Annotated in this window: 24 protein-coding genes; 4 read left to right on the top strand and 20 right to left on the bottom strand. The window is 64.8% G+C overall.

Going from position 1 to position 25472, the window contains the following annotated elements; genetic code table 11:
* The first annotated feature begins 44 nt into the window (after nucleotides 1–44).
* Nucleotides 45–695: a response regulator gene (locus AC1VVK_RS18470; RefSeq protein WP_132391555.1), complete on the top strand. Its 651-nt coding sequence runs from the start codon at nucleotides 45–47 to the stop codon at nucleotides 693–695.
* Here the strand turns inward: AC1VVK_RS18470 and AC1VVK_RS18465 are convergent.
* Entirely contained in the window at nucleotides 637–1842 is a 1206-nt protein-coding gene (locus AC1VVK_RS18465; RefSeq protein WP_482906249.1) for a sensor histidine kinase, read from the bottom strand. The genes AC1VVK_RS18470 and AC1VVK_RS18465 overlap by 59 nt on opposite strands.
* Before the next feature lie 184 nt (nucleotides 1843–2026).
* A complete protein-coding gene (locus AC1VVK_RS18460) occupies nucleotides 2027–3094 on the bottom strand; it encodes a DUF2252 family protein (RefSeq protein ID WP_482906248.1) in 1068 nt (355 codons plus the stop codon).
* Nucleotides 3095–3308: 214 nt separating this feature from the next.
* Between AC1VVK_RS18460 and AC1VVK_RS18455 the strand changes: the two genes are divergently transcribed.
* Nucleotides 3309–4832 carry a DHA2 family efflux MFS transporter permease subunit gene (locus tag AC1VVK_RS18455; RefSeq protein ID WP_482906247.1) on the top strand — a complete coding sequence of 508 codons (1524 nt, stop codon included), beginning with the start codon at nucleotides 3309–3311 and terminating at the stop codon, nucleotides 4830–4832.
* A gap of 17 nt (nucleotides 4833–4849) precedes the next feature.
* Here the strand turns inward: AC1VVK_RS18455 and AC1VVK_RS18450 are convergent, their stop codons facing one another.
* From AC1VVK_RS18450 to AC1VVK_RS18440, 3 genes are all read right to left on the bottom strand, one after another.
* A complete protein-coding gene (locus AC1VVK_RS18450; RefSeq protein ID WP_482906246.1) occupies nucleotides 4850–6112 on the bottom strand; it encodes an RNA polymerase sigma factor in 1263 nt (420 codons plus the stop codon).
* Between the two features lie 10 nt (nucleotides 6113–6122).
* On the bottom strand, nucleotides 6123–6521 hold the full coding sequence (locus AC1VVK_RS18445; protein ID WP_482906245.1) for a YciI family protein: 399 nt from the start codon (nucleotides 6519–6521) through the stop codon (nucleotides 6123–6125).
* Nucleotides 6522–6628: 107 nt separating this feature from the next.
* Nucleotides 6629–7039 carry a low affinity iron permease family protein gene (locus tag AC1VVK_RS18440; RefSeq protein ID WP_482906244.1) on the bottom strand — a complete coding sequence of 137 codons (411 nt, stop codon included), beginning with the start codon at nucleotides 7037–7039 and terminating at the stop codon, nucleotides 6629–6631.
* Nucleotides 7040–7201: 162 nt separating this feature from the next.
* On the opposite strand from AC1VVK_RS18440, the gene AC1VVK_RS18435 reads away from it, so the two are divergent.
* The gene (locus AC1VVK_RS18435; protein WP_482906243.1) at nucleotides 7202–7846 is read left to right on the top strand and encodes a hypothetical protein; all 645 of its coding nucleotides are present in this window, start codon (nucleotides 7202–7204) and stop codon (nucleotides 7844–7846) included.
* 100 nt (nucleotides 7847–7946) lie between these two features.
* Nucleotides 7947–9965, top strand: a complete 2019-nt coding sequence (locus AC1VVK_RS18430) for an SPFH domain-containing protein (RefSeq protein WP_482906242.1) — start codon at nucleotides 7947–7949, stop codon at nucleotides 9963–9965.
* A gap of 53 nt (nucleotides 9966–10018) precedes the next feature.
* Here AC1VVK_RS18430 and AC1VVK_RS18425 read toward each other — a convergent pair whose 3' ends face one another.
* The 15 genes from AC1VVK_RS18425 to cpaB all read right to left on the bottom strand — a co-directional run bounded on the left by AC1VVK_RS18425 (nucleotide 10019) and on the right by cpaB (nucleotide 25271).
* Nucleotides 10019–11101 (bottom strand): tyrosine-type recombinase/integrase, encoded by a 1083-nt coding sequence (locus tag AC1VVK_RS18425; RefSeq protein ID WP_482906241.1) that lies wholly within the window; start codon nucleotides 11099–11101, stop codon nucleotides 10019–10021.
* An 89-nt stretch (nucleotides 11102–11190) separates the two neighbouring features.
* The gene (locus AC1VVK_RS18420) at nucleotides 11191–12336 is read right to left on the bottom strand and encodes an MlaA family lipoprotein (protein ID WP_482906240.1); all 1146 of its coding nucleotides are present in this window, start codon (nucleotides 12334–12336) and stop codon (nucleotides 11191–11193) included.
* 190 nt (nucleotides 12337–12526) lie between these two features.
* Nucleotides 12527–13864, bottom strand: a complete 1338-nt coding sequence (locus tag AC1VVK_RS18415; RefSeq protein WP_482906239.1) for a hypothetical protein — start codon at nucleotides 13862–13864, stop codon at nucleotides 12527–12529.
* Nucleotides 13865–13971: 107 nt separating this feature from the next.
* Nucleotides 13972–14979, bottom strand: a complete 1008-nt coding sequence (locus tag AC1VVK_RS18410) for a response regulator (protein WP_482906238.1) — start codon at nucleotides 14977–14979, stop codon at nucleotides 13972–13974.
* Between the two features lie 27 nt (nucleotides 14980–15006).
* Nucleotides 15007–15468 carry a hypothetical protein gene (locus tag AC1VVK_RS18405; RefSeq protein ID WP_482906237.1) on the bottom strand — a complete coding sequence of 154 codons (462 nt, stop codon included), beginning with the start codon at nucleotides 15466–15468 and terminating at the stop codon, nucleotides 15007–15009.
* 1 nt (nucleotide 15469) lies between these two features.
* On the bottom strand, nucleotides 15470–15856 hold the full coding sequence (locus AC1VVK_RS18400) for a TadE/TadG family type IV pilus assembly protein (protein WP_482906236.1): 387 nt from the start codon (nucleotides 15854–15856) through the stop codon (nucleotides 15470–15472).
* Between the two features lie 71 nt (nucleotides 15857–15927).
* On the bottom strand, nucleotides 15928–16119 hold the full coding sequence (locus AC1VVK_RS18395) for a Flp family type IVb pilin (protein WP_482906235.1): 192 nt from the start codon (nucleotides 16117–16119) through the stop codon (nucleotides 15928–15930).
* 74 nt (nucleotides 16120–16193) lie between these two features.
* The gene (locus tag AC1VVK_RS18390) at nucleotides 16194–18068 is read right to left on the bottom strand and encodes a pilus assembly protein TadG-related protein (RefSeq protein ID WP_482906234.1); all 1875 of its coding nucleotides are present in this window, start codon (nucleotides 18066–18068) and stop codon (nucleotides 16194–16196) included.
* Nucleotides 18061–18792 carry a tetratricopeptide repeat protein gene (locus AC1VVK_RS18385; protein ID WP_482906233.1) on the bottom strand — a complete coding sequence of 244 codons (732 nt, stop codon included), beginning with the start codon at nucleotides 18790–18792 and terminating at the stop codon, nucleotides 18061–18063. The genes AC1VVK_RS18390 and AC1VVK_RS18385 overlap by 8 nt, the downstream gene beginning before the upstream one ends.
* On the bottom strand, nucleotides 18789–19682 hold the full coding sequence (locus AC1VVK_RS18380; RefSeq protein ID WP_482906232.1) for a type II secretion system F family protein: 894 nt from the start codon (nucleotides 19680–19682) through the stop codon (nucleotides 18789–18791). Before AC1VVK_RS18380 ends, AC1VVK_RS18385 begins: the two co-directional genes overlap by 4 nt.
* On the bottom strand, nucleotides 19682–20584 hold the full coding sequence (locus AC1VVK_RS18375) for a type II secretion system F family protein (RefSeq protein WP_482906231.1): 903 nt from the start codon (nucleotides 20582–20584) through the stop codon (nucleotides 19682–19684). Before AC1VVK_RS18375 ends, AC1VVK_RS18380 begins: the two co-directional genes overlap by 1 nt.
* A complete protein-coding gene (locus AC1VVK_RS18370) occupies nucleotides 20578–21951 on the bottom strand; it encodes a TadA family conjugal transfer-associated ATPase (RefSeq protein WP_482906230.1) in 1374 nt (457 codons plus the stop codon). The genes AC1VVK_RS18375 and AC1VVK_RS18370 overlap by 7 nt, the downstream gene beginning before the upstream one ends.
* Nucleotides 21948–23114 (bottom strand): CpaE/TadZ family protein, encoded by a 1167-nt coding sequence (locus AC1VVK_RS18365; RefSeq protein ID WP_482906229.1) that lies wholly within the window; start codon nucleotides 23112–23114, stop codon nucleotides 21948–21950. The genes AC1VVK_RS18370 and AC1VVK_RS18365 overlap by 4 nt, the downstream gene beginning before the upstream one ends.
* Nucleotide 23115: 1 nt before the next feature.
* Nucleotides 23116–24342 (bottom strand): type II and III secretion system protein family protein, encoded by a 1227-nt coding sequence (locus AC1VVK_RS18360; RefSeq protein WP_482906228.1) that lies wholly within the window; start codon nucleotides 24340–24342, stop codon nucleotides 23116–23118.
* On the bottom strand, nucleotides 24339–25271 hold the full coding sequence (cpaB, locus tag AC1VVK_RS18355; protein WP_482906227.1) for a Flp pilus assembly protein CpaB: 933 nt from the start codon (nucleotides 25269–25271) through the stop codon (nucleotides 24339–24341). The genes AC1VVK_RS18360 and cpaB overlap by 4 nt, the downstream gene beginning before the upstream one ends.
* Nucleotides 25272–25472 lie beyond the last annotated feature (201 nt).

Below are 25472 nucleotides of genomic sequence, written 5' to 3'. Positions count from 1 at the left end.
GAACTCATCGAACCTGAGAACGGACCAGGAGCAAAGGAGTTCGCATGCGGCCGCCCACAAGCAGAATCCTGATCGCCGACGACCACCAGGCCATGCGCAAGGGCGTGCGGACATTGCTTGAATCTCATTCCTCTTTCGAAGTCGTGGCCGAAGCGGCCGACGGGCGCGAGGCTCTGGGCCTTGCCCTCGAGACTCAGCCCGACATCGCCATTCTCGACTACTCGCTACCGCTGATGAACGGACTCGAGCTTACACGGTCAATCAAGCACGCCCTGCCACGCACTGAGATTCTGATCTACACGATGCACGACCGGGAAAGCCTGCTAATCGACGTACTGCGCGCCGGAGCCCGGGGATACGTGCTAAAATCGGACAGCGGCACCCATCTGGTGGCGGCGGTCAAGGCCCTGTCAAAGCGGAAGCCCTATTTCTCGGGCGCCATTTCGGAAACGCTGCTCGAACATTTCATCGAAAGCGATCACACCTCCGAAAAGAATACCACCCTCACCGCGCGGGAGCGGGAAATCGTCCAGCTGATCGCGGAGGGCAAGCTCAACAAGCAGATCGCTCACATCCTCGAAATCAGCGTGAAGACGGTGGAGACCCACCGCGCCGCGGCAATGCACAAGCTGAAGATCAGGACGACGGCGGAACTCGTGCTTTACGCGGTTCGGAACAATATCGTCGAGCCGTAACGATCTCGGCTCCGGCCGCGCGCCCGGGTGCCACATCCTCGGCCCGTCGCTGCGGAAAACGCGCGCTGATCTTCGTGCCCTTCAACCCCCGCTCCACGCAGAACACGCCGCCCAGCCCCTCGACGCGTTCGCGCATGCCGACAAGGCCGACGCCAACCGCCTCGCGCATGCACCCTTCCAGAATATCGGTAGAGATACCGATGCCGTCGTCCTCCATCTCAAGCACAAGGTACCCGCCGATATGACGGAGCCGCACGTCGACCGTGCTGGCAAAAGCATGCCTGCCGACATTGACCAGCGCTTCCTGCGCCACCCGGTACAAGGCGATCTCAAGATCGGCCGATGGCCTGATGTAACCGGCAAGGTTGCGGAAGCGCACGCGGAGCCCGGTACGGCGCGCAAAACCCTTCAGGAACGATGCCAGTGCCTCGACGATGCCGCCTGCTTCCAGTTCGGGCGGGTGGAGGACGTAGCTGAGCGTCCGCATCTGGTGCTGTGCGGTACTCAGGGCGGATTCGATATCGGCGCAGGCATCTTCCATGGCATCAACCGTGCGAGCCTTGCGCACGGCTTCCAGCATGACTTGCGCCAGCGCCAGATATTGCGCGGTACCATCATGCAGATCGCGGGCGATCCGTCTGCGTTCCTCGTCCTGCGCCCGCAGGAACTGGGCCTGATACGCCCTGCGGCCGCACCGCTCGGACACCGTGCTGCGCTCCGGCTGCAGCACGACCAGCATCTGGCCCGCGCGCCCGGACATGCGGGTTGCCTGAACCGTCAAGATATCGGGATCGGACGCCAGCAGGCGATAGCAGCGACGCGCCGTCAGCACCGTGCCGCGCAGCACGGCGTTCAGCTGAACGCTAATTTCCCGGCGGCTCTCGTCGTCGATGGGCAGGCGACCCAGCGCATTCTCGAACGGGGCGCCGATGACCGACCGGCATTGCTCCAGGCCTGCCGGCGATCGGATCGTGTGCGACAGATTGGCGTTCAGCACCGTGCCGTCATGGGCGACCGTGAACACGTCCATAGGCAGGGCAAGCACGAATTCCTGGACCAGACCCACCATGTCCAGGTCATCTTTCGAATTTCTGGCAAGATGCAGATCTATGACAACGGCATCAAGATCCGTTTTCGCGTTCGTCATGCCAAAATCCTCAGATCTCACCCCGGCAGGATGGCCGCATCAATTACCAAAATCCCCCAGATAACTCTACAACCATTATCCACCTGACAATATTTTATACGAACAGGATTCGACATATTGCGTACTTAATCTCAATTTATCATAAATTACTATATGACTGCTTGAAATTAACCAACCTCACCGGTCATCCGCCGCTCGATGCAAAATCATTCTGATCTTTCGCCACCACCTTCGCCATGGTCCGGGCATCGGGCTCCAGCCAATCGCCGGATCTGGTCATCACTTCGGCCCGCACAGCAGCCGCACGCGCGATGTCACCGGCATGGCAGTTGGCGATTTCCTGCCCCATCATGCGCATCATCCGCGGCCGCAGAAGCAGCCGCCCCTTGTCTTCCGCCTCGATTTTCCGGCTGTTCGGGGAAAGCCGGCGGACGAGGATATCTCCATGGATCTGAAGACAGGGATCGGGCGAACGAAATGCGCCTTGCGCGATCTCCATTACGCCCGGCGCTTCTGTGCCACCGTGGAAAAGCGTCCACGCGGAGGGGAGCATCCCCTTGGCTTCCCGCAGCACCGGCCCTCCGCGCCAGTTGGCAAGACTGGCCACGAAACGCGGCTTGCCAAGGCTGCCCGTGCCCGCCTGCCGTGCGAAGCAGACCGGATCCCCGCCGTCTGAGGGAAGCGATGCCTTGAGAGCCGACAGGTAACTTGCGGGAATGATGCTGGCCGGTTGGTCGAAATCCTCCCAGAATTCCTTACGCTCTTCATCGCCCAGCACGAGGTCGGTGCGCAGCCACCCCCGGTCGCGGTCCAGAATGATCGGCGAAGGCGCGGCAATACCCTCGCGGTACCCTTCCCAAATGGCCGCGCAAATCCCCGCGATGTCGGCATCCTCGCCGGCCGCCAGCACCGCGCTTGTCGCGAGGCGGACAAGATCGAGCGACCAGGGCATCACGCAGGCATCGTCGAAATCGTTGGCGCCCCAGACAAGGCGCCCCTCGGCATCGCGCCAAGTACCGAAGTTTTCGAGATGGGTGTCGCCGATCGCCAGCACCTGGCTCGCATCGCGCCAATGCGGGAGCATATCGAAGACGATTTCCGACCACCGCCAATAGGTGGCCCGCAGGAACGGAAACACGCCCTTGCGCATCTTGTTATGCTTGCGTTCCAGATCCTTCTCGACAAATAGCGCCCCCAACCGGGTGCGCTGCCACTGCTCGAACGCATGTGCGGAAGCTTCGATACCGGTCACGCAGCTCTCCCTGCCCTTTGTCCATCGCAGCCGTAGTTACGCCTGAAAGCGTTCGAGTGCACTTTCGCATTTTTTCGAAGAACCTTTCCCGGAGGAATTCAGCGATAACGCGCGCAAATTGAAACGCTCGCGCACAAATTGATGGATGCATGGATGACCGACCCGGCTATGGTCCGGACATCATGCAGATTCGATATTCCGAAGCCGCAACCCGATGCTGAGGCCCCGCAGGCGCGGCATCGCTTCCGTCAATGCCGAAGTACGCGACGGCATCGTGCCCGCCGCAGGCTCGATCGCCATGACGCCCGACATGGGCGCCCCGGCCGCCAGCAGGAACTACCGGCTGGTCGCGCTCATCATCGCTTCGGCCCTGTTTATGGAATTCGTCGACGCGACCGTGCTGGCCACCGCGCTGCCGACGATGGCGCGCGACTTCGGCGTACGCGCGCAGGACATGAGCGTGGCGCTCACGTCCTACCTGCTGGCGCTCGCCATCTTCATTCCCGCCTCGGGCACGCTGGCGGACCGGTTCGGCTCGCGCACCGTGTTCCGCACCGCGATCGTGCTGTTCACGCTGGGCAGCCTTGCCTGCGGCCAGTCACCGACGCTGGAAATGATCGTCGTCTCGCGCTTCGTGCAGGGGATCGGCGGCGCCATGATGATCCCGGTCGGGCGCCTTGTGTTGCTGCGCTCGGTCGCCAAGCAGGACATGGTGAGCGCCATGTCGTGGCTGCTGGTGCCGGCGCTGATCGGCCCGATCATCGGTCCGCCACTGGGCGGCTTCATCGTCACCTATCTAGACTGGCGATGGATTTTCTACATCAACCTGCCGATGGGCGTTCTGGGCCTCTGGTTGACCGGGCGCTTCATCGCCAATGTCCGCGAAGAGCGGCCCAACCGCTTTGACGTGCTGGGCTTCGTGCTGAGCGGCATTGCGCTCGGCTGCCTGCTGTTCGGCTTCGAAATGGCCAGCCGACCGGGCCGCGAATGGATCTCGGCCGGCCTCGTCGCCATCGGCATCGTCGCGGGCCTCAGCTACATTACCCACGCCAAGCGGCGCGAGGGCGCCATCCTCGACCTCACGCTGCTGAAGGACGACACGTTCCGCCTTTCCGTGATTGCCGGTTCGCTGACGCGCATCACGCAAGGCGCGCAGCCCTTCTTGCTGCCCTTGATGATGCAGGTGGGCTTCGGCTTCACGGCCGCGCGCAGCGGCACCATCACCGTGGCGACCGCCATCGGCTCACTGGCGATGAAGAGCTTCGCGCCGCGGATTCTGCGCCGCTTCGGCTTTCGCAGGGCGCTGATCGCAAACGGCTTCGTGGCGACGGCAGGCTATGCCGTCTGCGGCCTGTTCCGGCCGGACTGGCCGACCTGGGCGATGTTCGGCGTGCTGATGCTGGCCGGGTTCTTCATGTCGTTCCAGTTCACCGCCTACAACACGATCGCCTACGACGGCATCGACAAGCGCCAGATGAGCAGCGCCACGGCCTTTTACTCCACCTTCCAGCAGCTTATGCTCTCGCTCGGCATCTGCATCGCGGCGGTGGCCTTGCACCTCGCCACGCTGGCCCATGGGCATGAGACGCCGACCATCAGCGACTTCTCCTCGGCATTCTGGGTCGTGACCGCCATCTCGCTGTCGGCAACGATCTGGAACCTGCGATTTGCCCCGCACGCCGGTACCGAAATCAGCGGACACTCCGGACAAGCTATTCCGGCGCGTCAGGCAAAGTGATCCGCATTTCGCGCGCGTCAGGACATGCAGGACCGGGCGCGTGACAGCAGGAACGACTTCTCCACCGCATTGCGCGTAAGCCCGGCGGCGGTTTCGAAGGCGACGCGCGCCTCGCCGAGGCGCCCGGCGCGGAACAGGAAATCGCCTTTCGCGGCCGGCAACGGCGCGTAGTCGCGCAGTACGGCGGCGTCCGCGATCTCGTCTATCAGCCTGAGCCCGGCCTCCGGTCCGAAGGCCATGCTGTGCGCCACTGCACGGTTCAGGTCGACGACCGGCGACGGCACGACGGCGCGCAGCCGGTCGTAGAGCGCCGCGATGCGCGGCCAGTCGGTATCTTCCGCCTTGAGGGCGCGGGCGTGACAGGCGGCAATCGCGGCTTGCAGGGCATAGGCGCCGTCGCTGCCACCAAGTGCCTCCGCCCGTTCCAGCGCAGCCAGCCCGTGCCGGATCAGAAGCCGGTCCCAGCGCGCACGGTTCTGCGCGGTCAGGGGCACGAAGGCGCCATCCGGCGCCACCCGCGCCGCAAAGCGCGAGGCCTGAATCTCCATCAGCGCCAGCAGGCTGAGCACTTCCGGCTCCTCCGGCATCAGCCCCGCCAGGATCCGGCCGAGCCGCTGCGCCTCGGCGCAAAGCGAGGTCCGGATCAGATCCTCGCCTCGGGTTGCCGCATAGCCTTCGTTGAAGATCAGATAGATGACCTCCAGTACCGAGGCGAGGCGCACGGCGCGTTCGGCGTCGCGCGGGACTTCGAAAGCCAGCCCGGCCTTGGCGATGGCGCGTTTGGCGCGGACGATGCGCTGGGCGATGGTGGCCTCGGCGGACAGGAAGGCGCGGGCAATTTCCTCGGTCGTCAGCCCGCCGATCAGCCGCAAGGTGAGCGCCGCGCGCGCCTCGGCCGAAAGGATCGGGTGGCAGGCAGTGAAGATCAGGCTGAGCAGGTCGTCGCCGATATCGTTGTCGATGGCAGCGGCGATCCGTTCGGCAGCCGCCCCTTCATCATCGTCGCGTTCGCGGGCAAGTTCGGCATGCTTGCGCTCGCGCATCTGGTCGCGCCGCATCCTGTCCAGCGCACGGCGCTTGGCAGTCGTCATGAGCCACGCGCCCGGCTTTTCGGGAACGCCGGATTTCGGCCAGTCAGCCAGCGCGGCGAGCAGCGCTTCCTGCGCCAGTTCCTCGGCGCTGTCGACATCGCGAACCATGCGGGCCAGACCGGCAATGAGCCCGGCCCGCTCGATCCGAAACACCGCTTCGATCGCCCGGCGCGATTCCTCGCCCACCATTTGCGCTTATTCAGCCATCGGACTGCGGCTCCCCCGCGCTGTCGAAGATTTCAGCGAAGTCCTCCAGGCAGTAGACGGGGCGGATTTCCAGATCGCTCGGCCCCGGCATGGGATTGGGGCAGCGCTTGGCCCAGGCGATAGCCTCGTCCATGTCCTTGACTTCCCAGATCCAGAAGCCGGCGACCAGTTCGCGTGTTTCGGCAAAGGGACCGTCGATGACCGTGCGGGAGGGGCCATCGAACGCGATCCGCTTGCCCGCCGACGATGGCTTGAGCCCGTCGGCAACCACCAAGACACCGGCGTTGACCAGTTCCTCATTGAACTTGCCCATCGCCTCGAACATCTCTTTGGCGGGCAGTGTACCGCGTTCGCTGTCCTCGGTCGCCTTCACGAATACCATTACACGCATGATCTCACTCCTTCGTGACCGGAGGCTTTTATCAGCCTCTCGATCTCTCGACGAACGGGACGACCGGAAATCGACACGAGACCGAAAATTTTTCCGGTCTGCGCATTTCAAAACCGGTCGAGCAGGCGGCCCACACTGGCCTTGGCAGCGTGATGCGGATCCTCGCACTGGCCGGTTTCCTCTTCGAGCCGGGTGCGCAGGCGGTCGATCTCTTCGGCGCTGCGGTGCTCTATGCCGATGAAGCCGTTGCGGGCATTTTCCAGCGCGCGCAGCAATTCGTCGAGCTTGGCCTGAAAGGCGGCGGCGTCGCGGTTCTGGCTATTCTGGATCAGGAACACCATCAGGAATGTCACGATCGTCGTCCCGGTGTTGATGACGAGTTGCCAGGTGTCGGACCACTTGAAGATCGGTCCCGAGATCGCCCAGACCACCACGACCAGAAGCGCGACGATGAAGGTCTGTGCCTTGCCGGCCGCCCCGGCCACGAAGTTGGCGAATGCGGTGAAACTCTTGTGCATGGGCGTCACTCTCCGGTTCGCGGCGCTGTCCCCTGCCTTGGCTGGGACGGACACGCCTCGTGCAGCCTAAAACGGTCCGATCGGCCCGGCGTTCCGCCGCAGTCGCCTGTGGCGCCCGCCGCGCCGGTATGGCACAATAGGCGCGTGCCGAACGATGCCGTTTTGAAAGAGAAAGAGCACACTGCTCCCGTCCTCCCATGGCAACTGGTGGGCGGGGCATTCCTCCACTTTGTCCTGCCGTTCTATCTTCTGGCGATGCTCGTCGCGGTGGTGCGCGATGCGCCGGGCGATGCCGAGGGCGTCCTGCATCTCGCCCTGCATCTCAGCCCGGCGCTGCTGAGCGGATATGCGGTGCTGGCCGTGGCCGCCACGACTGCCGCTGCGCTCATCGATCCCCTGCTACGTGCGCGGCAAAGGCGCCGTCAGGCGCGCGATCCCCGGGCAGCAGCAAAGCGGTCGGAGCGCCTGCTGCGCCATGCCATCGACCAGGCCCGCACATTGCCCGGTCCGCGCGCCGAGGCAGCGCTGGCGCGGCTGACATCGGCGCGCTGGAATCACGATGACCCGGCCTACCAGGCCCTCGCCCGCGATGTCGCGGAAGCAGTCGAGACCTCCGTCCGGGCGCTGGGCTCCGCCGCGCCGGAAAAGCGCGCGGTTCTGGCCGACATGGCCGCAGCCACGATCGAGCGCATAGTCGCCGCCGAGGCGGAACTTGCCGAGGCCGGGGCACAGGAAGACGAGAAGCAGGCCCGCATCATCGCGGGCTATGTAGAGGCGCGGTACGGCCCCTCACATTTTCAGGGTTAATTTATTGTATTTCACTGGCGAGCCGCTTGGAACAGGCGTAAATATCGCTCCGAGCGCAATTGGTGCGCTCGTTTCTTAGGTCCCAAGGACACCTCCCCAGATGACAAACATGTTTGTGCTCGGCGCTTCGGCGGTCGTGGCTCTCGTCGTCGTCTTTCTATTTACGCTGTCGCGCTGCGTTCGGTACGTTGGCAACAACCGTGTGGCCATCGTCGAGAAGCTGTGGAGCCGCAACGGCTCGATCTCCGGCGGCCTGATCGCGCTGAACCGCGAGGCGGGTTACCAGCCCGACGTGCTGCGCGGCGGCTATCACTTCTTCGTGCCGTTCCAGTATCGCGTCCACAGCCAGCCGCTGGTGACGATCCCGCAGGGCCAGATCGGCTACGTCTTCGCGCGTGACGGCGCTCCGCTGGGCCCCACCCAGACGCTGGCCAGCAATGCCTCCACGGCCGATTTCCTCGACGTGCGTGCCTTCCTGTCGAACGGCGGCCAGAAGGGCCCGCAGCGCACGATCCTGCGCGAGGGTACTTATGCCATCAACCTCTCGCAGTTCGTGATCATCACGCGCGACCAGATCTACGGCCTGATCCTGGAGCGCAACGATGCCGACCTCTTTGCGCAGATGCAGGGCGAGATCGCCCGGCGCGACGGCTTCGACGCCGTGGTCATCAGGGACTCGTCCGACCAGATCGGCATCGTCACCGTGCATGACGGTCCTGCGCTCACTGCCGACCAGATCATCGCGCCCGAAGTCGGCACCGATCAGGCCAACCATATCACCTTCCACAACAGCTTCCAGGACCCCGAGAAGTTCATCGCCGCCGGCGGGCGCCGCGGCCGTCAGCTTCAGGTTCTGGTTGAGGGCAGCTACTTCATCAACCGCCTCTTCGCGACCGTGGAGATGGTCTCCAAGACCGTGATCGACGTGGGCCATGTCGGCGTGGTGATCAGCTATACCGGCGCCAGCGGGAAAGACACCTCGGGCGAGGATTACCGCCACGGAGAGCTGGTGGCGCGCGGCACGCGCGGCGTCTGGAGCGAACCGCTGCTGCCCGGCAAATATGCGTTCAACACTTATGCCGGCAAGATCGTGATCGTGCCGACCACCAACTTCATCCTGAAGTGGGACCAGGACACGACCGGCCAGCACAAGCTGGACGAGAACCTGTCCGAAGTCTCGCTGATCACCAAGGATGCGTTCGAACCGACGCTGCCGCTCTCGGTGGTCGTGCATATCGACTATCGCAAGGCGCCGCTGGTGATCCAGCGCTTCGGTGACATCAAGAAGCTGGTCGAACAGACGCTCGATCCGATGGTCTCGGCCTATTTCAAGAACGTTGCGCAGCGCAAGACGCTGATCGAGCTACTTCAGGAACGCTCCGACATTCAGGAGCAGGCGGGCGATGAAATGCGCGCCAAGTTCGGCGGCTACAACCTCGAATTGCAGGAAGTGCTGATTGGCACCCCGCGCGCGGCGGCAGGCAACGACCAGATCGAAAAGGTGCTCCAGCAACTTCGCGAACGACAGGTTGCCGAGGAACGCGTCACCACTTACGAAAAGCAGCGCATCGCCGCCGAGAGCGAGAAGGCCTTGCGCGAAGCCGAAGCGCGCGCGCATCAGCAGACCTCGATCACCGAGTCCGAACTGTCGATCACGGTGCAGGAGAACCAGGGCAAGGCCGCGCTCAAGCGCGCCACGCAGGATGCCGAGCAGACCCGCACGCTGGCCAAGGCGGAGGCTGACCGCATCCGCCTGCTGGGTGAGGGCGAGGCAGCCAAGGTCGTGGCGCTCGCCGGTGCCGATGCCGAGAGGATCACGCGCACCGGTCTGGCCACGGCCGAAACGATCGAGAAGCAGGCCGCTGCTTCGGGCGGCGCGCAGTTCCAGCTGACCCGTCAGGTCATCGAACGGCTCGCCGATGCGCTGGAGAAGTCGGGCGTGGACATCGTGCCGCGCGTGCAGATCAACACCGGCGGCGCCTCGGGCGCGGAAGGCGGCGGCGCGCTGCAGGCGCTCATCGGCATGCTGCTCTCGGAAAAGGGCATGGGCATGATCGGCAGCCCGCTGGCGTCAGCGGCCAATGACGAGAAAGACCAGCCGGCGATCGCGGCGGAATAAGCGATAACCGTGCATGAGAGGGGGCGGCCATGGGATGGCTGCCCCCTTTTCTGTCAGGTCGCTGGCGGCCAGCGCAGCGTGCCCCGGCCGAGCACGGAGATGGCCGCGTCGAGATCGCGGCCTTGAAGAGCCACGAACCCCTGCTCCGCCGCGCGTCTGGCAGCGCGTTTGACGATCAGCCGGATCGCCGCTTGCGTCATCGCGTTTTCGCCGATCGCATAGTCGCTTGTCGCAGGACGGGTGCGGCGTCCGCCAAGATTGCCCTCGCCCTGACGGTGGTTCCAGCCCAGCTTTGCCAATGGCACTGCTTCCCGCCCCTCGCGCGCCTTGGTGCGTACTACCGATACGCGGCGCAATAGCGGCCCCCGGTCGAGCCCGGCCACTTCGCGCCAGAGATCGATGCGGCGTACGGTTTCCGGCGTGAGGCGGACCCGGCGTCCCTTCCCTGCCCCGTCATTTCGGGCGGGCAGGATTTCGAGATCGACGAAGCCGTCATCGTGAAGCACCAGATGCGCGACGGTGACGCCAACGAGTTCGGAAACACGCAATCCCGCATCGTGGCCAAGCGACAACATCGCCGCATCGCGAAGGCCCGCAGGCGTGGTGGGACAGGCAGCGAGCAGCGCCTCCAGCGTAAAGGCCTCGATTGCCCGCCCTGCATCGCGCCCGCGCGGTTCGCCACGGCGGCGCATCGCGCGACAGGCATCTCGTACACCGCCTTTCCGCGCAGGCCCGGGAAGTCCCAGCAGGTCGTGAACCGCCGTCAGCGAGGCGAGCCGCCGCTGCACGGTCGCGGGACTGAGGCCGCGCCTGTCGCAATCGTTGACATAGGCCGCCACCCGCTCTTCCCGAGCCGGGAGGCCAGTCCCGCCATGGCGCGCATCGAAGGCAGCATAGTCGTCGAGATCACTGGCCAGGGCTTTCACGCCCGCCGGAGCCCGCGCCTCCAGCGCCCTGCGCAACGCGGGCTCGTCGAAGTCCGGCTTTGCCGAGACCAGCGAGCGCACAAGCCTCGTAAGTTGCTCGGTCCTGTCGATAGCCCCGCCGCTGCGGCGCTGCGGCAGCACCGCCTCACCCGGCAGGAACACTGTGACGACTTCGGCCGCGGCAGGTTCGAGTGATGATCTTCGCGTCATGGCCGGCAATTTCGTTGTGGCTTTGGGGATCGGCGGATCAGATTAACCGATCGCCCGCATTCAACCAACCCTTGCCGCCCGATGCCGGTTCAGCGCGGATCGCTGCCCTTGTCGTCCTTCTGCACCGGTTCCTGTGTCACTGGAGCGGACACCGGCGCCTGCTTCTCGGCCGGATCCGGCACGGCATTCTGCTCGCCCTTCTTGCCACCGGCAGTACGCATACCGGGACCGTAGACCGGCACAACAGGCTCCGTGACGCGCCCATGGAGAGCGTCGATCTCGGCCTTGCGCTGCCTCAGGTAAAGTTCGCGATAGGTCGCATAGGGGTTGTCCGACTTGCGGATCTTGCGGATCTCTTCATCGAATGCCGCCCGCTCGCCCAGTTCGCTGACGACCGTCATGGGCGCGGCCACTTCCGGTTTGGAGAACGGCTTGCCCAATACCGCCGGGCCCCAAAGATTGTCGACGGAATCGCCGATCACGTCGCGAACCGTCGTCGGGCCGATGAGCGGCAGATACATGTACGGGCCGGGCCCGACACCGTAATAGCCCAGCACATCGGCAAGGCCATTGGGGCGATACGGCAGGTTGAAGGGCTTACGCTTGGCGATGTCGACGATGCCGCCTACGCCCAGCGTCGTATTGATGGCGAAACGTCCGGCCGTTTCCATCGCCTTGCCGGGCTTGAGTTCAAGAAGATAGGCAGCGAAGATCACCGGCTCGTCGAGGTTGGTGAAGAAGTTGCGCAGGCCCTGCCGTACCGGGCGGGGCAGTCCCTTGTTGTACACCGTGGCAACCGGCTCCAGCACGGCTTTGTCGACAGCCTGCACAGCCTTGAACGACTGCTCGTTGACGCGCTCCATCGGATCGCCCGGCGGCGGCCGTTTGCGATGCGTAACGAGGATTTCCGAACCCTGCGTGTGCGGGCCATTCGCGGCATCGGGCGCGGCAGCAGGGGCGGAAACGTCGGGCGCGGCCGCCGATACTGGTGCAGCCGCATCCACCGGCGGTTCGGTTGCCGTTGTTGTTGTGGCGACTTGATCGGAAGCAGGCGAGACTGGCGGAGCCACAGTCACATCCGTCGCCTGCGGCGCCGGAGTTACCTGCGCCAATACGGTTGCCTGCGGCGGCATAGCTATCTGCGGCGCGGCGACGGGATCGATGGCCGCGACGGTTCCAGCTTCGGGAGCCGTGGAACCTAGCATCAATGCGACAGCTGCGGCCGTCAGACTCATTCGGTCGTCCTCGTCGGGCGGCCCGCGTCGATCGCGCGCCTGTCATCTGCCATCTTCGGCAGACGCGGCTCTTTTGTGGGGGGAAGAATCCGCATTTGCGCGGCTAAGCGGGACGGACGCATTCGTCAATTGCGCCTTTCGACGAATGAGTTGCACTTACGACGAGCAGCGCAAACTAGTTCCCGGCCGTTTACCCCTGCGGCGCGGGCTGGGTCTGAGTCCGCTGGGCAGCCTGTTGTCTTGCCCTTTGCGCAAACTGCTGCTGTTGCACTTCCTGATCGGCCAGCGAGGGGACATTCAGCGCCTCACGCAAGCTATCCGAGGCGAAAGTGCGGTCATAGGGGTCTTGCGTCATCGGCCCGTCTGCTACCGACTGGAATTGCGTACCCAGCACTTGCGGGCGCCCGCTTCTCTCCAGATAGCGGTCCAGCGTTGCCGAGACGATCCACACCGCCCCCGGCCTTCCGCGCGCCACCGCGTTCGTGGCCAACAGATGCGCCTTCAGAAAATCGTCGGGAGCATCGCCATGCTGGAAGACGAAAGCCGCGCCCTCGAAATCCTCGCCGGAGTTGAGCGCGCCGGCGTCGAGAAGCTCCTGCGTCCGCGCCCGGCGTCGCTCGTCTGCTTTGCTCAAGGCAGCCCAGTCAATGGACGCAGCCTTGCGTTCCGACTGGTCCGCCTCGAAGATGGCCGTCATCTCCGGATTGCTTGCTCTTGCGATATCGCCCGAAGCGCTGCGCCCCGCATTCGCCCACCGGGACCCAACGCTCGGCGCATCCGCGTGACCGATTTTCGCCAGATAGCGGTCCAGCGATTCCAAAGCGATTGTCAGAGCACTCGGCCTCCCGCGCGCCACCGCGACTATCGCCAGCAGATGTGCCTTCAGGTAATCGCCCGGCGCCTCGCCATGCTGGAAGACTGCGGCCGCGTGCTCGAAATCCTCGCCCGAGTCGAGCGCGCCGGCATCGAGAAGCTGCTGCGTCCGCGCCCTGCGACCATCCACCGCACGTACAGCGGTCCCGTCGGATGCGTGCTTGCGGTCCGACAGGTCCGCCTTGAAGATGCGCGTCATCTCCGGATTGGTCGTCCGTGTAACATCGATCGGATAGGTCCGCGCCGAGTCCCACGGCCCCATCGGGCCGCCGGTCGAACGAGACAGGCGCAGCGTCATTCCGCCGTCCAGCACCACTTTTGCATGTGCCGGATCGATCAGCCGAAATCGCACCCGATCCGGTCTTGAATGCGGATGCGGATCGTCGAACTGCAATGCGACGTCCCCGTCGGCCTGGGCCTCCCCCGACCCATCGCTCGTAATTGCGGGCCCGGTGATCTTCGAGAAGCTGAAGCCCTCCGTCCGGTAATGGTCCGGCCTCTGCCAGGTACCCTTCCAGCCCTCGGGCGTAGGGTGCAGTTCGAAGCGCAGCATCGCCACGCCGCCTGCACGCAGCTCCCATTGGCCGGAAAGATCGTCAGCCAGAGCCGGGCCGGCCACGAGCAAAGCCAGAATGGCAACAATGCGCGCAAGCATGGGACCTCCGCAGCCCGAATCCGGCCGCACCATCAACGGCGCGGACGACGATAGCTAGGGCAGACCGTCATGGCGGAAAAGAGAGATCCCCGCCAAACCGGATTAACTTATTGATTTGCGATCGCCTTCCGAGCCCGCAACTGTTCGGAAAGATAGCCGATCATCGGCTGTTCCAGCTTCGGATTGATGGCCAGAAAGTGCCGTCGCCGGTCATGTTCGTCGGGAAGGCGGAACAGCACGCCTTCAGCGACCAGGCGACGCACGAGGCGCAGGGCCGTGCTCATCGGCGCGCCGGATGCGATGCAGGCGCTGGAGACGGCCACGAGGCGGCCCTCGATCTTGGCGAGCAGCAGATCAAGCAGCATTTCCCAAGCCGGATCGCCGAACAGCTCGCCGCCGCCGATCTCGCGCCGCTTGCTCTCCTTGCGCAGGATTTCGCGGATATAGGCGGCAAGTTCGCCGGGCTCGTGGTCCCGCTCCAGCCGGTCGGCAGTTTCCGCCTGCGCGGGACCGATAGGACCTTCGCTGCCGCTGCCCCGCGCCGTGGGCTCGTCGAGCAATTGCGCCAGACTGCGCAGTTCGAGGCTCAGGTTGCTGATCTTGCCGAGCAGGTCCCCGCGCGCGGCAGGCGTATCGCGCAGCCCTTTGGTGCGCTGCAACGCCCGGCGCAGATCGGCCTGCTGAACCGGCTTTTCCAGAAAATCGACCGCCGAGGCCCGCATGGCGTCGATCGCGACATCCTTGCTGGCATAGCCGGTCACCATGATGAACTGAAGGCGCTGCCCGCGGAGCTCCGCGCTCTGCGAAAGGTCGTAGATCAGCGATATCCCGTCCTGACCGGGCATGTTGAAATCGACGATTGCGATGGAAACATCGTGGTTGGCGTAGAGCCTTTCCGCCTCATGCGCGCTGTTTGCAACAAGCGGGGCATAGCCCATCGTCCGCAGGCTGAAGGCGCACTCCTCGCACCAATCAACATCGTCATCGACGATCAGAACGGTTTCTACCGGAGTATTGTCCACGATCTCTTCTTGGGCAGGCAGTGCAGTCGGCGTACCGGAAGGATTGAGGATCGCCCCTAGTCTAGTCCGCCAGTTCGGTACCATTTCGTTCATGTTCGGCGAAGACCTCCGAAGCTTGACCTAAGCAAGAATCATCAGTTGTCCAAATCCAACACAAAGTATCGCGGCGGCGGCGATAGCACCTGTATCGGGACGACGAGCGAATCTGTCCGATCTATAAATTGCTCCGAGACCGAATAGAACGGTCCCGGTTAACACTATCATAGCCAATGCTCCTGCCGCGCCGAGCCAGATAGCGCCCGATGACAGAAGTTTAATCTGGCCACCGGTCAATATGATTCGGCCCGTCCCGGAACGAAGCGCGGCGATTACTGCCGATATCAGGATAAGGCAAATCGTTCCCGACGCAGCGGCCAAGATTGCACCTTCTATCCCGTTGCGAAAGAAGGCAAAAGTGATACCCCCAAACGCAATGGCCGCATAAAGAATGCCGGGCGGCCTGCGCCCCTCCCATGGAAGCACGACGACCGGCAGCACCAGCAGGATCAGAGCCGCCAGCCGCAGGTATTCATAGCCGCCCATTTCAATAGCCTCCGTTGGTCACCGAAGCGCTCGCCGTCAGGTTCGGCGAAGGCAGCGGCACCATGTTGCCGTAGCGCATGATAGGGCTCTTGCTCATGTCGTAGCTCACCTGAACCTTGAAGACACCTGTGCCGTCGGCCCCGGCGGAGATCACGGGATTGCTTCCTCCGCCCAGGATCGCGCTGTAGTTTTTCATCACGGCTGCCGCGCGCGCTTGAGCAAGGCTCGTGCGCTCACCGGTCGAAAGACCGGCAACGGCAGCCCGCGCGCCTTCCGACGCGGCCTGGCTGACACCGATCATGGCGCTGAAATAGATCGAGTAAATGATGATACCGAAGGCCAGGAGCAGCAGCGCCGGAGCAATGAATACAAACTCCAGCGCCGCCATCCCGCTCGTGCATCTCAGCAGTCGTCCAAGGGTTCCAGCTGACATGCGCATCGCTCGAGTCTCCTATTAGCTTAGCCGCCAGTGCCGCCCGTGCCGGCAGTAAAGAGGGCTTTGAACGCACCCGAGAGAGCGCTCATGAAATCGGTTTTCACCGAAGTGATGGCAGCAACGACAATTGCGCCCAGAACCGCATACTCGACGGCGGTGAGACCACGTTCGTCGGTCTTGAGACGGATCAGGAACTTGAGAACAGCATCCTTCATTGGATTACTCCCGTTATCCTCCTTGAAAATTCCGGAGCCGCATGGAGGCGGGCGCGACGCCGGATCAGCGAAAATCAGATGAGCACGGGCACCCCGCAGCGTGCACCAGTGGTCCAGACCGTGGCCGTGCCGAGCTGAACACCCAGCACCGCCAGCACATTGGTAAGCAGCGGATCGACCGTGTTTCCGATCAGTTGGGTTACAGGCTTCACGACAGTCGGCAGGACCTTGCCAGTGATGTCCGACAGGCCCAGCAGTTGAAGAAGAGACCCCAGAGGACCGATCTGAATGTCGAGTCCGTCCGACCCGAGCAAGCTGGTCGTAAGGTCGCTCACGGTCTGGCCGATCTGCACCTTATTGCCGATCGTCTGCGGGCTCGCAGGCTGCGTGGGGCTGCCGACGCCCGGCCCGAATGTGAGCGTTGCGTCCGATGGCCCGGAGCCGGTGACCGGCTGCGCGATGGCCCGACCTTTCACGTTGACGGGAACAATGCCGCCCAGCACGGAAATGCTCACGATATTCGTCTGTTGAATATCCGCCGCGCGCATTACGGGCATCGATTTCGCCATCGGATCATAAGCCGAGACATCGCCGATATAGGCATTGACCAGCCCCGACCTTGCATGGACGGTAACGGTCGTGTCGCGCGCCTGCTCGGCCGTGTTGGCACAGTTTATCCCGGTCACTTCCGCCTGCGCCGCCGCCACGTCGAGGATGACCGGAAGGTGGACCTGAATCGAGGCCAAGCCGGCGAGGACCGGGGGAACGCCAAGGTTGATCTGGATCCCGATCCGCAAGGCAGACGTGCCGACCTGCGTTTCGCCCGCAGGTCCGAAGGCGAACCGGGGTCGGTCGGCCGAACCGCTCGACACCATTCCGATCTTGACCGTGCTGTCAGGCAGCAATTGGCTTACCGCCGTGGAAAGATCGATGGCAGTCGGTCCCGACTGGACCGCATAAGTGATGAGCTGGTAGGCGTTCATGCCCGCCCGCAGTGCCGGCGGTTCGTCGGCGCCGCCCACGGGCATGTTCTTCCACACGCCAAGGCCGAACAGGCCGCTGAAAGGCACGCTGTAGTTATTGCTGACTTGCCCCGCGAAAGCGTTCAGGGCGGCTTTCGTCTCCGGTGTCGAGGCCGCATCCGCCGCCGCTGAGGCAATGTCCTTCAGCCCGTGAGACTTGCTCACCAGTTCGCCGTATGTGCCGGTGAAGCCCTCCTTGCTGGCGAGGCTGTCGAAGAACAGGCCCGCACTGACATTGCCTTGCATCAGGCTCTGAATGTCCGTCTTGCCCAGCGATATCGGAATGCCCAGCAAGGAGCCTAGCACGCCGTTGAGCGTCGAGATAAGCGGCGTGGTGATGGGAGTCAGCAGCGGTGAAACCACATCGGTCAGCACGTCCGATGTGACGCCAATGCCGGCTTCGTCGATCCGCGCGGCGGTGGCCGTGGCGGCAAGGTCGGGGATCGGGCTGGCAGAGCCGAGCACGCCGGTCAGGAAGCGCCGGCTTGCCTTGCCCGTGACGATCCGCACAGCGGTGGCCTGGCCGTTGCCGGGGCAGCGATTGAAGCTGGGATCGAAGCGATCGTCGCTGCCGAGCGCCGCGTCCGCGCAGTACCGGCCGACCGTTACCGACTTGAGGACGGAGGCATCGTATCCGTTGCGCGTCAGGTAATCGCGGGCACGCGCCTCGCCCTGGAGAGGGTTCATGGCCGCCGCAAGCGCGGCCGCTTCGGTCGCGGTGCGAAGGTCGCGGTTACCGAGGTAATAGAGCCCGGTATCGAGCGCGAGGCCGGCCGCACCCAGCAGCATCACGCCCATCGCCGCAACGGCCGGGCCGATCATGCCGGACTGGTCCTTCGCGAGCGCACGCACAAAGCGACGGCAAGCCTTTCCGGTGGCCTCGGGCCCTGACCGTTCGCGCGCCCGGCGGAGACGAAGACTAGCCATGATCGCTCCCCGTTTCGGTTGCGGAACCTGCCGAAGCGGGAACCGCCAGCCGCGCCGCCTCGCTGGCGATCTGGCTGCGGATCTCTCCCCGCGACCGCACGTCGCGCACGGCGGAAAGCAAGGCTTCCGCCTCCGCTCCGCGCCCCGCCACCGTCAGCGCAAGGGCAAGGTTGTTGCGGATCACCGTTTCGTTCGGCGCCAGATCGTGGGCAGCCTTCAGCGCTTCCACGGCCCGCTGCGGTTGGCCGGACCGCAGCCGCGCATAGCCCAGTGCATTGCCGACAAACGGGTTGGCGGGGCTGGCATCGAGCGCGGCACCGTAGTCGCGCGCCGCCTGCGCCCAATCCCCCAGCGCAGCAGAAACGTGGCCGCGAATTTCCAGCACCTGTCCATCGCGGTCGTTCGGCGGAATGCGCTTCAGCGCAGTACGCGCCTCTTCGGTCTGGCCAAGATCGAGCAGGCAATTGATCCGCAGCACTAGCGCCTCGCGGTCTCGGGGATACTGGCGGTCGAAATCGTCGAGATAGGCCAGCGCGGCGCGCGACCGCCCGTCGACCCGTGCCTGCCGGATCAACGAGAGATAGAGCGTGCGGGTGGAACCCTGGTCGCCCGGATCGGCCAGCGCTTCGGCCGGGTTGCCCCGCTCCGCGGCGGATGCGGGATGGGCGATACTCGCAAGAAGGATCGGCGCCAGAACCCTGGCTGCAAGTCTACTGCGCATCATGGGACCGAACTCCGCAAGGTATCGAGGATCGCCGCAACCGGTGGCCCTGCCAGCACGATGAAAAGCGCGGGCATGAAGAACACCAGCATCAGAATGACCATCCGCACGGTCACGGCGCCAATCGCCTCGCGCGCGCGGGCGACGCGCCGCTGCGAAAATTCGCGCACGAATTCGCGGAGCGAAGGCACCAGTTCCATGCCGTGGAACAGCGACTGACGGAACACCGTGGCCAGTTCGCGCGCGCCGTTCACCGCTACGCGCGTGGCCCAGCGGTCGAACGCGACCTGATAGTCCTGCCCGCGATCGAGATCGTCGACCAGCATGCCCACAAGGCGGGCATGGTTGGGGACCGCCACTTGCTCATCCCGCGCAATCGCCCGGAAGCACTGGTCCAGCGAGACGCCGCTCTCCAGCATCATCAGCATGAGATCGAGCAGGAAGGGAAATTCGGCGGTAAGGATCCGCTCACGGGCGTTGGCCCGCATTTGCAGGACATATTTGGCGCCGATATAGGTCCCGCCGGCGGCGGCGAACGTCGGGAAAATGGGCGTGAACGGATTGCCGGTGGCAGCCATGCAGGCCGCCATGCTGACGAGCGCGGCGGTAGCGGCCGCCGCCACGCGCAGCCATGCGAAGACCTCGATGGCGGAAGGGTCGAAATAACCCGCCTTGCGCAGCCGCTTCTCGACTTCGTCGCGATCCCGCCCGCGGATGTTAAACAGGCGCGGCAGGCGAAACGGCAGCCGGGAGGTCGGCGTCTGGCGCAGCCCATTGCCGTGCACCCGCTCCCGCAGCCGCGCGTCGATCCGCAGCAGCCGGTAGCCGGCGCAAGCGACCACCACGCCGCCGAGCGACAGCGAAAACAGGATGAGCGGGAGCAGCGCGGCCATCAGAACGCAAGCCTCATCATGCGGCTCACCACGAGGATCCCGATCAGCTCCAGACCGATCGCCATCACCGACAGCTTCTGTCCGCGCGCGTCGTGGATGAAGAAGTCGATGTAGGCGGGGTTCGTCGCCACGAGCATGATCATGGCGAGCAAGGGCATCGCGATCAGAACCCGCGAGCTGATCCGCGCCTCGGACGTCGCGGCGGCCAGTTCGCGGCGGATCCGCACCCGCTCGCGCAGGATGGCGGCAAGATTGGTCAATGTCGCGCCCAGCGAGCCGCCGAACCGCAGATTGGTGCGGATCGCAGCGGCCAGCATGGAAACTTCCGGAATGCGCAGGCGATCGGCAAGCTGCTGCATGGTTTCACCGACCGGCGCGCCCATTTCCAGCCGCCGCGCGGTGCCCGCAAAGTAGCTGCGCACGATCTCAGGCGCATCGGCCAAGGCCCGCTCCAGCGCCTGCGAAAGCGAATTGCCGATGGCCTGAAGCTGGCGCACGCCGTCAAGGTAGAGCGGCAAAGCATCGGTCAGCGCCTCGGTGCGCTTGCGGGCGCGGGCCTGAAGCCAGGACCAGGCGCAGAACGGAATCCCCGCGAGCAGCGCCAGCGCCGCTACCGGCCCGGCAAGAAACAGCACGACGCCGACTATCGCCAATCCCGCCAGAGCCAGGTTGCGCAGTCCCTGAAGGGTCATTTCGACTTGCGCCTGCGCCAGCAGCGGCGCGACGCGTTCGGGAACGGAAATCGGCACGATCGTCCGGACCGTGCCAAGGTGCGGCCCCGCCATCTGTCCCAGCCGGCGATCGATGGCCGCAAGCCCGCGCGCGCGCTCGACCAGGAGGTAAAAAGCGATGATGCCCAGAACCACCAGCGCCAGCGCGAGATAGGCGGCCGCTCTCACCATGCGGCGATCCCGGACGCTTCGCCGCCGCGCTTCGATCCCGCCGCAGTGGGCATCACGAAATCGCGCAGGCGTGCGGCATGATAGGGACGCGGAGAGAGCGTCTGGAAGGCGCCCTCGCCTGACATCGGCGGCTGCTCGTCGAAGCGGAACAGCTCATTGAGCGAATAGGCGTCGCCTTCCACCCCTGTCACTTCCGTCACCGACGTCACCCGACGCGCGCCAGTGGCCAGCCGCTGGATATTGACGATGACGTGAACGCTGTTGGCCACGAAACGGCGCAGCGCGCGGATGTCGCTTTGCTGACCCGCAAAGCCCAGCAGCATCTCCAGTCGGGCAAGTGCGTCGCGCGGAGAATTGCCGTGAAGCGTCGCCATCGATCCGTCGTGCCCGGTGGACATGGCTTGCAGCATTTCCACGACCTCGGTGCCGCGCACCTCGCCCAGGATAATGCGGTCAGGGCGCATACGCAGCGCATTGCGCAGGAGATCGCGCGCACTGACTTCGCGGCTGCCGTCCACGCTGGGCGGCCGCGTTTCGAGGCGCACGACATGGTTCTGGCGCAATTGCAGCTCGGCGGCATCCTCGATGGTGACCAGCCGCTCGCGGTCGCCGATGCAGCCCGACAGGACGTTGAGCAGCGTGGACTTGCCCGCACCCGTTCCGCCGCAAATGAGGATATTGAGCCGCGAGCGCACCGCGCTCGAAATATAGGCCGCCATCGGCACACTCATCACGCCGCTGTTGACGCAGTCCTCGACCGTCAGCGCCTGAAGGCGAAACTTGCGAATCGAAACGAGCGGGCCATCGAGCGCGATGGGAGGAATGACGATATTGACGCGCGACCCATCGGCCAGACGCGCATCGACGAACGGCGTCGCCTCATCCACGCGGCGACCGATCGGGCCGACGATCCGCTGGATGATGTTCATGAGATGGCCGTCGTCGCGGAAGCGCGTCTCGACCTGTTCGAGCATCCCCGCCCGTTCGACGTAGATCGTGTGCGGGCCATTGACGATGATGTCGTCGATGCCGGGATCGCGCAGAAGCGGCGCCAGCGGCCCGAGGCCGACCACTTCGTCTTCGACATCCTCGATCAGCACGAGCCGCTCGGCGCTGTTGAGCGCAAGCTGGCCGCGCCGGCTGCGGCTGCTGATGACCTGTTCGATCTCCTGCCGAAGCACCCGCTGGTCTAGCGCCTCGGCCGTCACGCCCTGTGCTTCGAGCTGGTCGATCACTTGCTGGCAAGTGAGCGCCTTGACCGCCTGATAGGAGTCGCTCATCCGCTGGGCCGTGGGCTGGGCCACCGCCGCGCGGCCTTGGCCGCCTGCATGGCGCAGGATCGCGTCGTCGGCGGTGAGCAGGCTCATGCGGACTTCTCCACCAGACGCAGAACCGCGCGGCGCATCCGGTCGATGCCGACCCGCGCGCCCTTTACCGGCGCCGCTATGTTGCAGGCCCGGCGGATCGCCTGCGCATAGCCGCCACCGTCGCGATCGAGCATCATCGGCTTGCCGGCATTGAGCGCATTGCGCGCGCGAACGCGGTCGGTCTGGATGCCCATCACCGCGTCGATCCCCAACACATCGGCCATCCGGCGCCCGTCCAGCAGGATCCTGGGATCGTGGTCCCAGACGATCAACCGCACGCGGGTCGCCGTCGCGGTGTCGAGCGAAACCTTTTCCAGCAAGCGGCGGCAGGCATCGAGTTCGCGGATCGACTGGCTGCAGACCACTTCCACGGCCGAGGCCTGCGAAGCGAGTTCGCGCAGAAGCCCGGCATGCTTCAGACTGCCCGCGCCAAGCACCACATGCTCGAAATTGGCCCGCAGCAACTGAATGAGCCCGACGATGTCGTTCGGACCTATGCCGGCCGGTTCGGCACCGGTGCCGCCGTCGAACGTCAGCAGCGACAGTCCGCTCGCCTCATGGCGCGCCAGCGCGTCGGACAGCAGGCTCGTATCCATTCGGTCGATGTCGGAAACGGCGGCGGCCAGACCGTAATCGACCTTGAGATCGAGATAGGCCTCGGCCGTGCTCGACGGCAGCGTACAGTCGACCAGCAGGCTGGCGGCGTCGCTCAGGCTGTAGGCCAGCGCCATGTCGGTAGCCAGCATCGCCATGGCTTCCTGATCTGTGCCGAGGACCAGTGTGAGACGCCCGAGCCGGCCCTGCGCCGTCATCGAATTGTTGAGCAGGCGCGTCACCACTTCCGCGATGTGCTTGCTTTCGGAATTGCGTGCGAAGACGTCGGCCGCGCCCGCCCGGATCGCCTGCAGCACCTGATCGGCGTACATGTCGTCCGTCGCCACGACCACGCCGCGCCCGGGCGCGGCGTGCAGGACGTGACCAATCGAGGATGCCAGCGAACGGTCGGCGGGCACCGATGTATGATCGATCACGACGATGCCCGGGCCGGAGAGATCGGCCAGCTCCATCGACTGGATCATCTCGACGTCGACATGTTCGCCCACGGCTTCGGCAAGGCGGCGTTCGAGCGTGCGATCGACGGAGAGAAGATTGATCGTCGGCATGTCAGCGCCTCACTACCCCAAAGGAACCCACGGCCTGATCGACGCCGTCATTGCCCACGATCATCTGGCCCATCGTCGGATCGACCGGCGTCATGGATGCTGGAAGCGGCGCCGGGACGGCGTCCGGCTCGACCAGTCGCGGCGTCGCGACGATAATCAGCTCCTGCCGCTCCCGCTGGTTCTGCTGCCGCTTGAAGAAGGCACCGAGCACGGGAATGTCGCCCAGCAGCGGCAGTTTGTCCTTCGAGATCGAGCTGTTGCTGTAGTTGAGCCCGGCGATAACGAAGCTCTGGCCGCTGCCCAGTTCCACCGTGGTCTCCGCCGACCGGCGACGGATGCCCGGCACGGTGTAGCCCTGAAGCTGGACGCCATTGTTGTAGTCCAGCTCACTGACTTCGGGCGCCAGCTTGAGAACGATATGGTCTTTCGAGAGCACGAAAGGCGTCACTGTCAGCCGCACCCCGAATTCCTTGTACTGGATCGAGATGGTATTGCCCGAACCGCCGTAGGACTGCGGCACCGGCACCGGAAACTCGCCGCCCGCCAGGAAGCTGGCCTGCTCGCCCGAACGCACCAGCAACGTGGGCTGGGCCAAAAGCTGCGACAGCCCGTTGGAGGACAGCGCGCTGAGTACCGCCCCGATCCCGCGATTGGGCGCCGACAGGAAAAGGTTGAACGCGCTCTGGAGCGGCGCTGTAGCATCGATGCTGAGGCCAGTGCTGGTAAAGCTCGAACTGACCAGGCTGCTGGGCGAAATCACCGCGCCCTGAAGATCGCCGGCCAGCTTCGAAAAGCTGAAGCCAAGCGCCCGGAGCGTGGAACTGGACACCGCGGCAAACTGGACATCCACGGCTACGACCTTCTCGCCGGGCCGGAAGCCTGCAGGCCCAGCCCCGCCGCCGGATGCTGCCGTCTGCGCGGTCTCCACATTCACCAGCGTCTGGCCGAGCACGCTGCCGTCGGCGGCATAGACCGTAAGCTGCGCCTCGCCTCCGCCGACCCCGGTCACTTTCAGCGAACGGGATGTCGGGGCCGAAACCGCGATCACGCCTTCGCGGCTGACTTCGATGCGGCCAATGTCATCCGCGAACGAAAGCGTGCGCTTCTCGTCGACCTGGAGCGTTTCGCGCCTGGATCCAGCCTCCTGCGCGCGCGCGGGGGAAACGGGAAGCGAGACCGACAAGGATGCCGCCGCAACGGCAAGACAGGAGGCCACGAAGGGTTTCAATGCGGCGCACTCCCTGAGTAGATAGTTTGGCTGTTACCGCCGACCACCAGTTCGATGGCGCGAGGTTTGGGCGCCGGACGGGGAGCGGGCCGCACGGCCGTTCTCTGGACAATTTTCGGTGCCGCTCTGACGGGCGCGATGGAACGCAGCGCCGATGGCGCCAGCGATCGCGGCGTTTCTTCTGCCGCCAGCTCGACCTGAGCCTGATCGCTGGGATTGCGCAGCGAGAGGTAAAGCGCACCGGTGTTCTTCGCGAGCGAGAGCCTGGACACTTGCTCCGGCGAAAGTGCCAGCGTGACGGTCCGCGCGGGCGGGGGCGGCGCGCTCACGTCAGACGCGATGCCTGCGTGCGGCGGCGTGCCCACCACGACATCCCCCACGGCGAGCACCGGCACCATCTGGAGCAGAGTCCGCGCCTCGCTGCGGCCGCTGCCCCGTGCACCGCTTATCGCATCCTCGCCGGGGTAGACGACTTGCACGTCCACGCGGTCGCCCGGGCGAACCAGACCGGCCACGGCGATTTCCGCCGTCGTATCGATGCTGATCGCGCGCATCCCCATGGGCACGCGAATGGCCAGCTTGGTCTCCTGATCGATCACGCTGCGCGGGATGAGCGAATTGGCCGGAATATCATGCGTGGCGACTTTGCCGAGTACTTCGACGGAAGATGCCGCAGTCGGAAACTTCGCAAGGTCGGCCGTCGCGTTGCGGATCATATCCGCGCGGATCGTTTCGCCGGTCGTGATCGTCCTTGTCGTTGCGACCAGCAGGGGCCGGGCAGGCGCCACATTCTGCGCGGCAGCATGCGCGGCAAGATCGGGCACGGTCTGACTGGACCTGCCAAGTTCGCGAAGCCCCATGACGGCGAAGCTGCACGCCGCCACGAGTCCGACGCCTATCGTCAGCTTCGCTTTAGAACCCAAGCGCATGCAATCACCCCCAGAACCTTGCGCTTACGCAAATCGATCGGCGGCGTGGCATCCAAAACGGATCATTTTCCCACTTTGCGCGATCGGAATGCGATGTTGCGTGCCTACAATATCCATTCTCGGATTCCGCAGCGTGTGGAGAAGAAGCCGATGCGAGGGCATCGAGGGGGACTACCGGATTTGCGTTTTGGCACGCCGCAT

It is taken from the genome of Novosphingobium sp. BL-S-32 (assembly GCF_056857055.1).
The sequence above is the reverse complement of the archived record's forward strand: the minus strand, read 5'-3'. Positions and strand labels throughout refer to the sequence as shown.

Bases quoted from the DNA above. Each gene is read 5' to 3' on its own strand.
- AC1VVK_RS18400 (WP_482906236.1), bottom strand. From the start codon at position 15,856: ATGGCGGCGCTGGAGTTTGTATTCATTGCTCCGGCGCTGCTGCTCCTG.
- AC1VVK_RS18370 (WP_482906230.1), bottom strand. From the start codon at position 21,951: ATGAGCCTGCTCACCGCCGACGACGCGATCCTGCGCCATGCAGGCGGC.
- AC1VVK_RS18410 (WP_482906238.1), bottom strand. From the start codon at position 14,979: ATGAACGAAATGGTACCGAACTGGCGGACTAGACTAGGGGCGATCCTC.
- AC1VVK_RS18465 (WP_482906249.1), bottom strand. From the start codon at position 1,842: ATGACGAACGCGAAAACGGATCTTGATGCCGTTGTCATAGATCTGCAT.
- AC1VVK_RS18385 (WP_482906233.1), bottom strand. From the start codon at position 18,792: ATGATGCGCAGTAGACTTGCAGCCAGGGTTCTGGCGCCGATCCTTCTT.
- AC1VVK_RS18450 (WP_482906246.1), bottom strand. From the start codon at position 6,112: ATGGTGGGCGAGGAATCGCGCCGGGCGATCGAAGCGGTGTTTCGGATC.
- AC1VVK_RS18445 (WP_482906245.1), bottom strand. From the start codon at position 6,521: ATGCGTGTAATGGTATTCGTGAAGGCGACCGAGGACAGCGAACGCGGT.
- AC1VVK_RS18430 (WP_482906242.1), top strand. From the start codon at position 7,947: ATGACAAACATGTTTGTGCTCGGCGCTTCGGCGGTCGTGGCTCTCGTC.
- cpaB (WP_482906227.1), bottom strand. From the start codon at position 25,271: ATGCGCTTGGGTTCTAAAGCGAAGCTGACGATAGGCGTCGGACTCGTG.
- AC1VVK_RS18365 (WP_482906229.1), bottom strand. From the start codon at position 23,114: ATGCCGACGATCAATCTTCTCTCCGTCGATCGCACGCTCGAACGCCGC.
- AC1VVK_RS18405 (WP_482906237.1), bottom strand. From the start codon at position 15,468: ATGGGCGGCTATGAATACCTGCGGCTGGCGGCTCTGATCCTGCTGGTG.
- AC1VVK_RS18380 (WP_482906232.1), bottom strand. From the start codon at position 19,682: ATGGCCGCGCTGCTCCCGCTCATCCTGTTTTCGCTGTCGCTCGGCGGC.
- AC1VVK_RS18375 (WP_482906231.1), bottom strand. From the start codon at position 20,584: ATGGTGAGAGCGGCCGCCTATCTCGCGCTGGCGCTGGTGGTTCTGGGC.
- AC1VVK_RS18455 (WP_482906247.1), top strand. From the start codon at position 3,309: ATGCTGAGGCCCCGCAGGCGCGGCATCGCTTCCGTCAATGCCGAAGTA.
- AC1VVK_RS18440 (WP_482906244.1), bottom strand. From the start codon at position 7,039: ATGCACAAGAGTTTCACCGCATTCGCCAACTTCGTGGCCGGGGCGGCC.
- AC1VVK_RS18390 (WP_482906234.1), bottom strand. From the start codon at position 18,068: ATGGCTAGTCTTCGTCTCCGCCGGGCGCGCGAACGGTCAGGGCCCGAG.
- AC1VVK_RS18420 (WP_482906240.1), bottom strand. From the start codon at position 12,336: ATGAGTCTGACGGCCGCAGCTGTCGCATTGATGCTAGGTTCCACGGCT.
- AC1VVK_RS18425 (WP_482906241.1), bottom strand. From the start codon at position 11,101: ATGACGCGAAGATCATCACTCGAACCTGCCGCGGCCGAAGTCGTCACA.
- AC1VVK_RS18395 (WP_482906235.1), bottom strand. From the start codon at position 16,119: ATGAAGGATGCTGTTCTCAAGTTCCTGATCCGTCTCAAGACCGACGAA.
- AC1VVK_RS18415 (WP_482906239.1), bottom strand. From the start codon at position 13,864: ATGCTTGCGCGCATTGTTGCCATTCTGGCTTTGCTCGTGGCCGGCCCG.
- AC1VVK_RS18470 (WP_132391555.1), top strand. From the start codon at position 45: ATGCGGCCGCCCACAAGCAGAATCCTGATCGCCGACGACCACCAGGCC.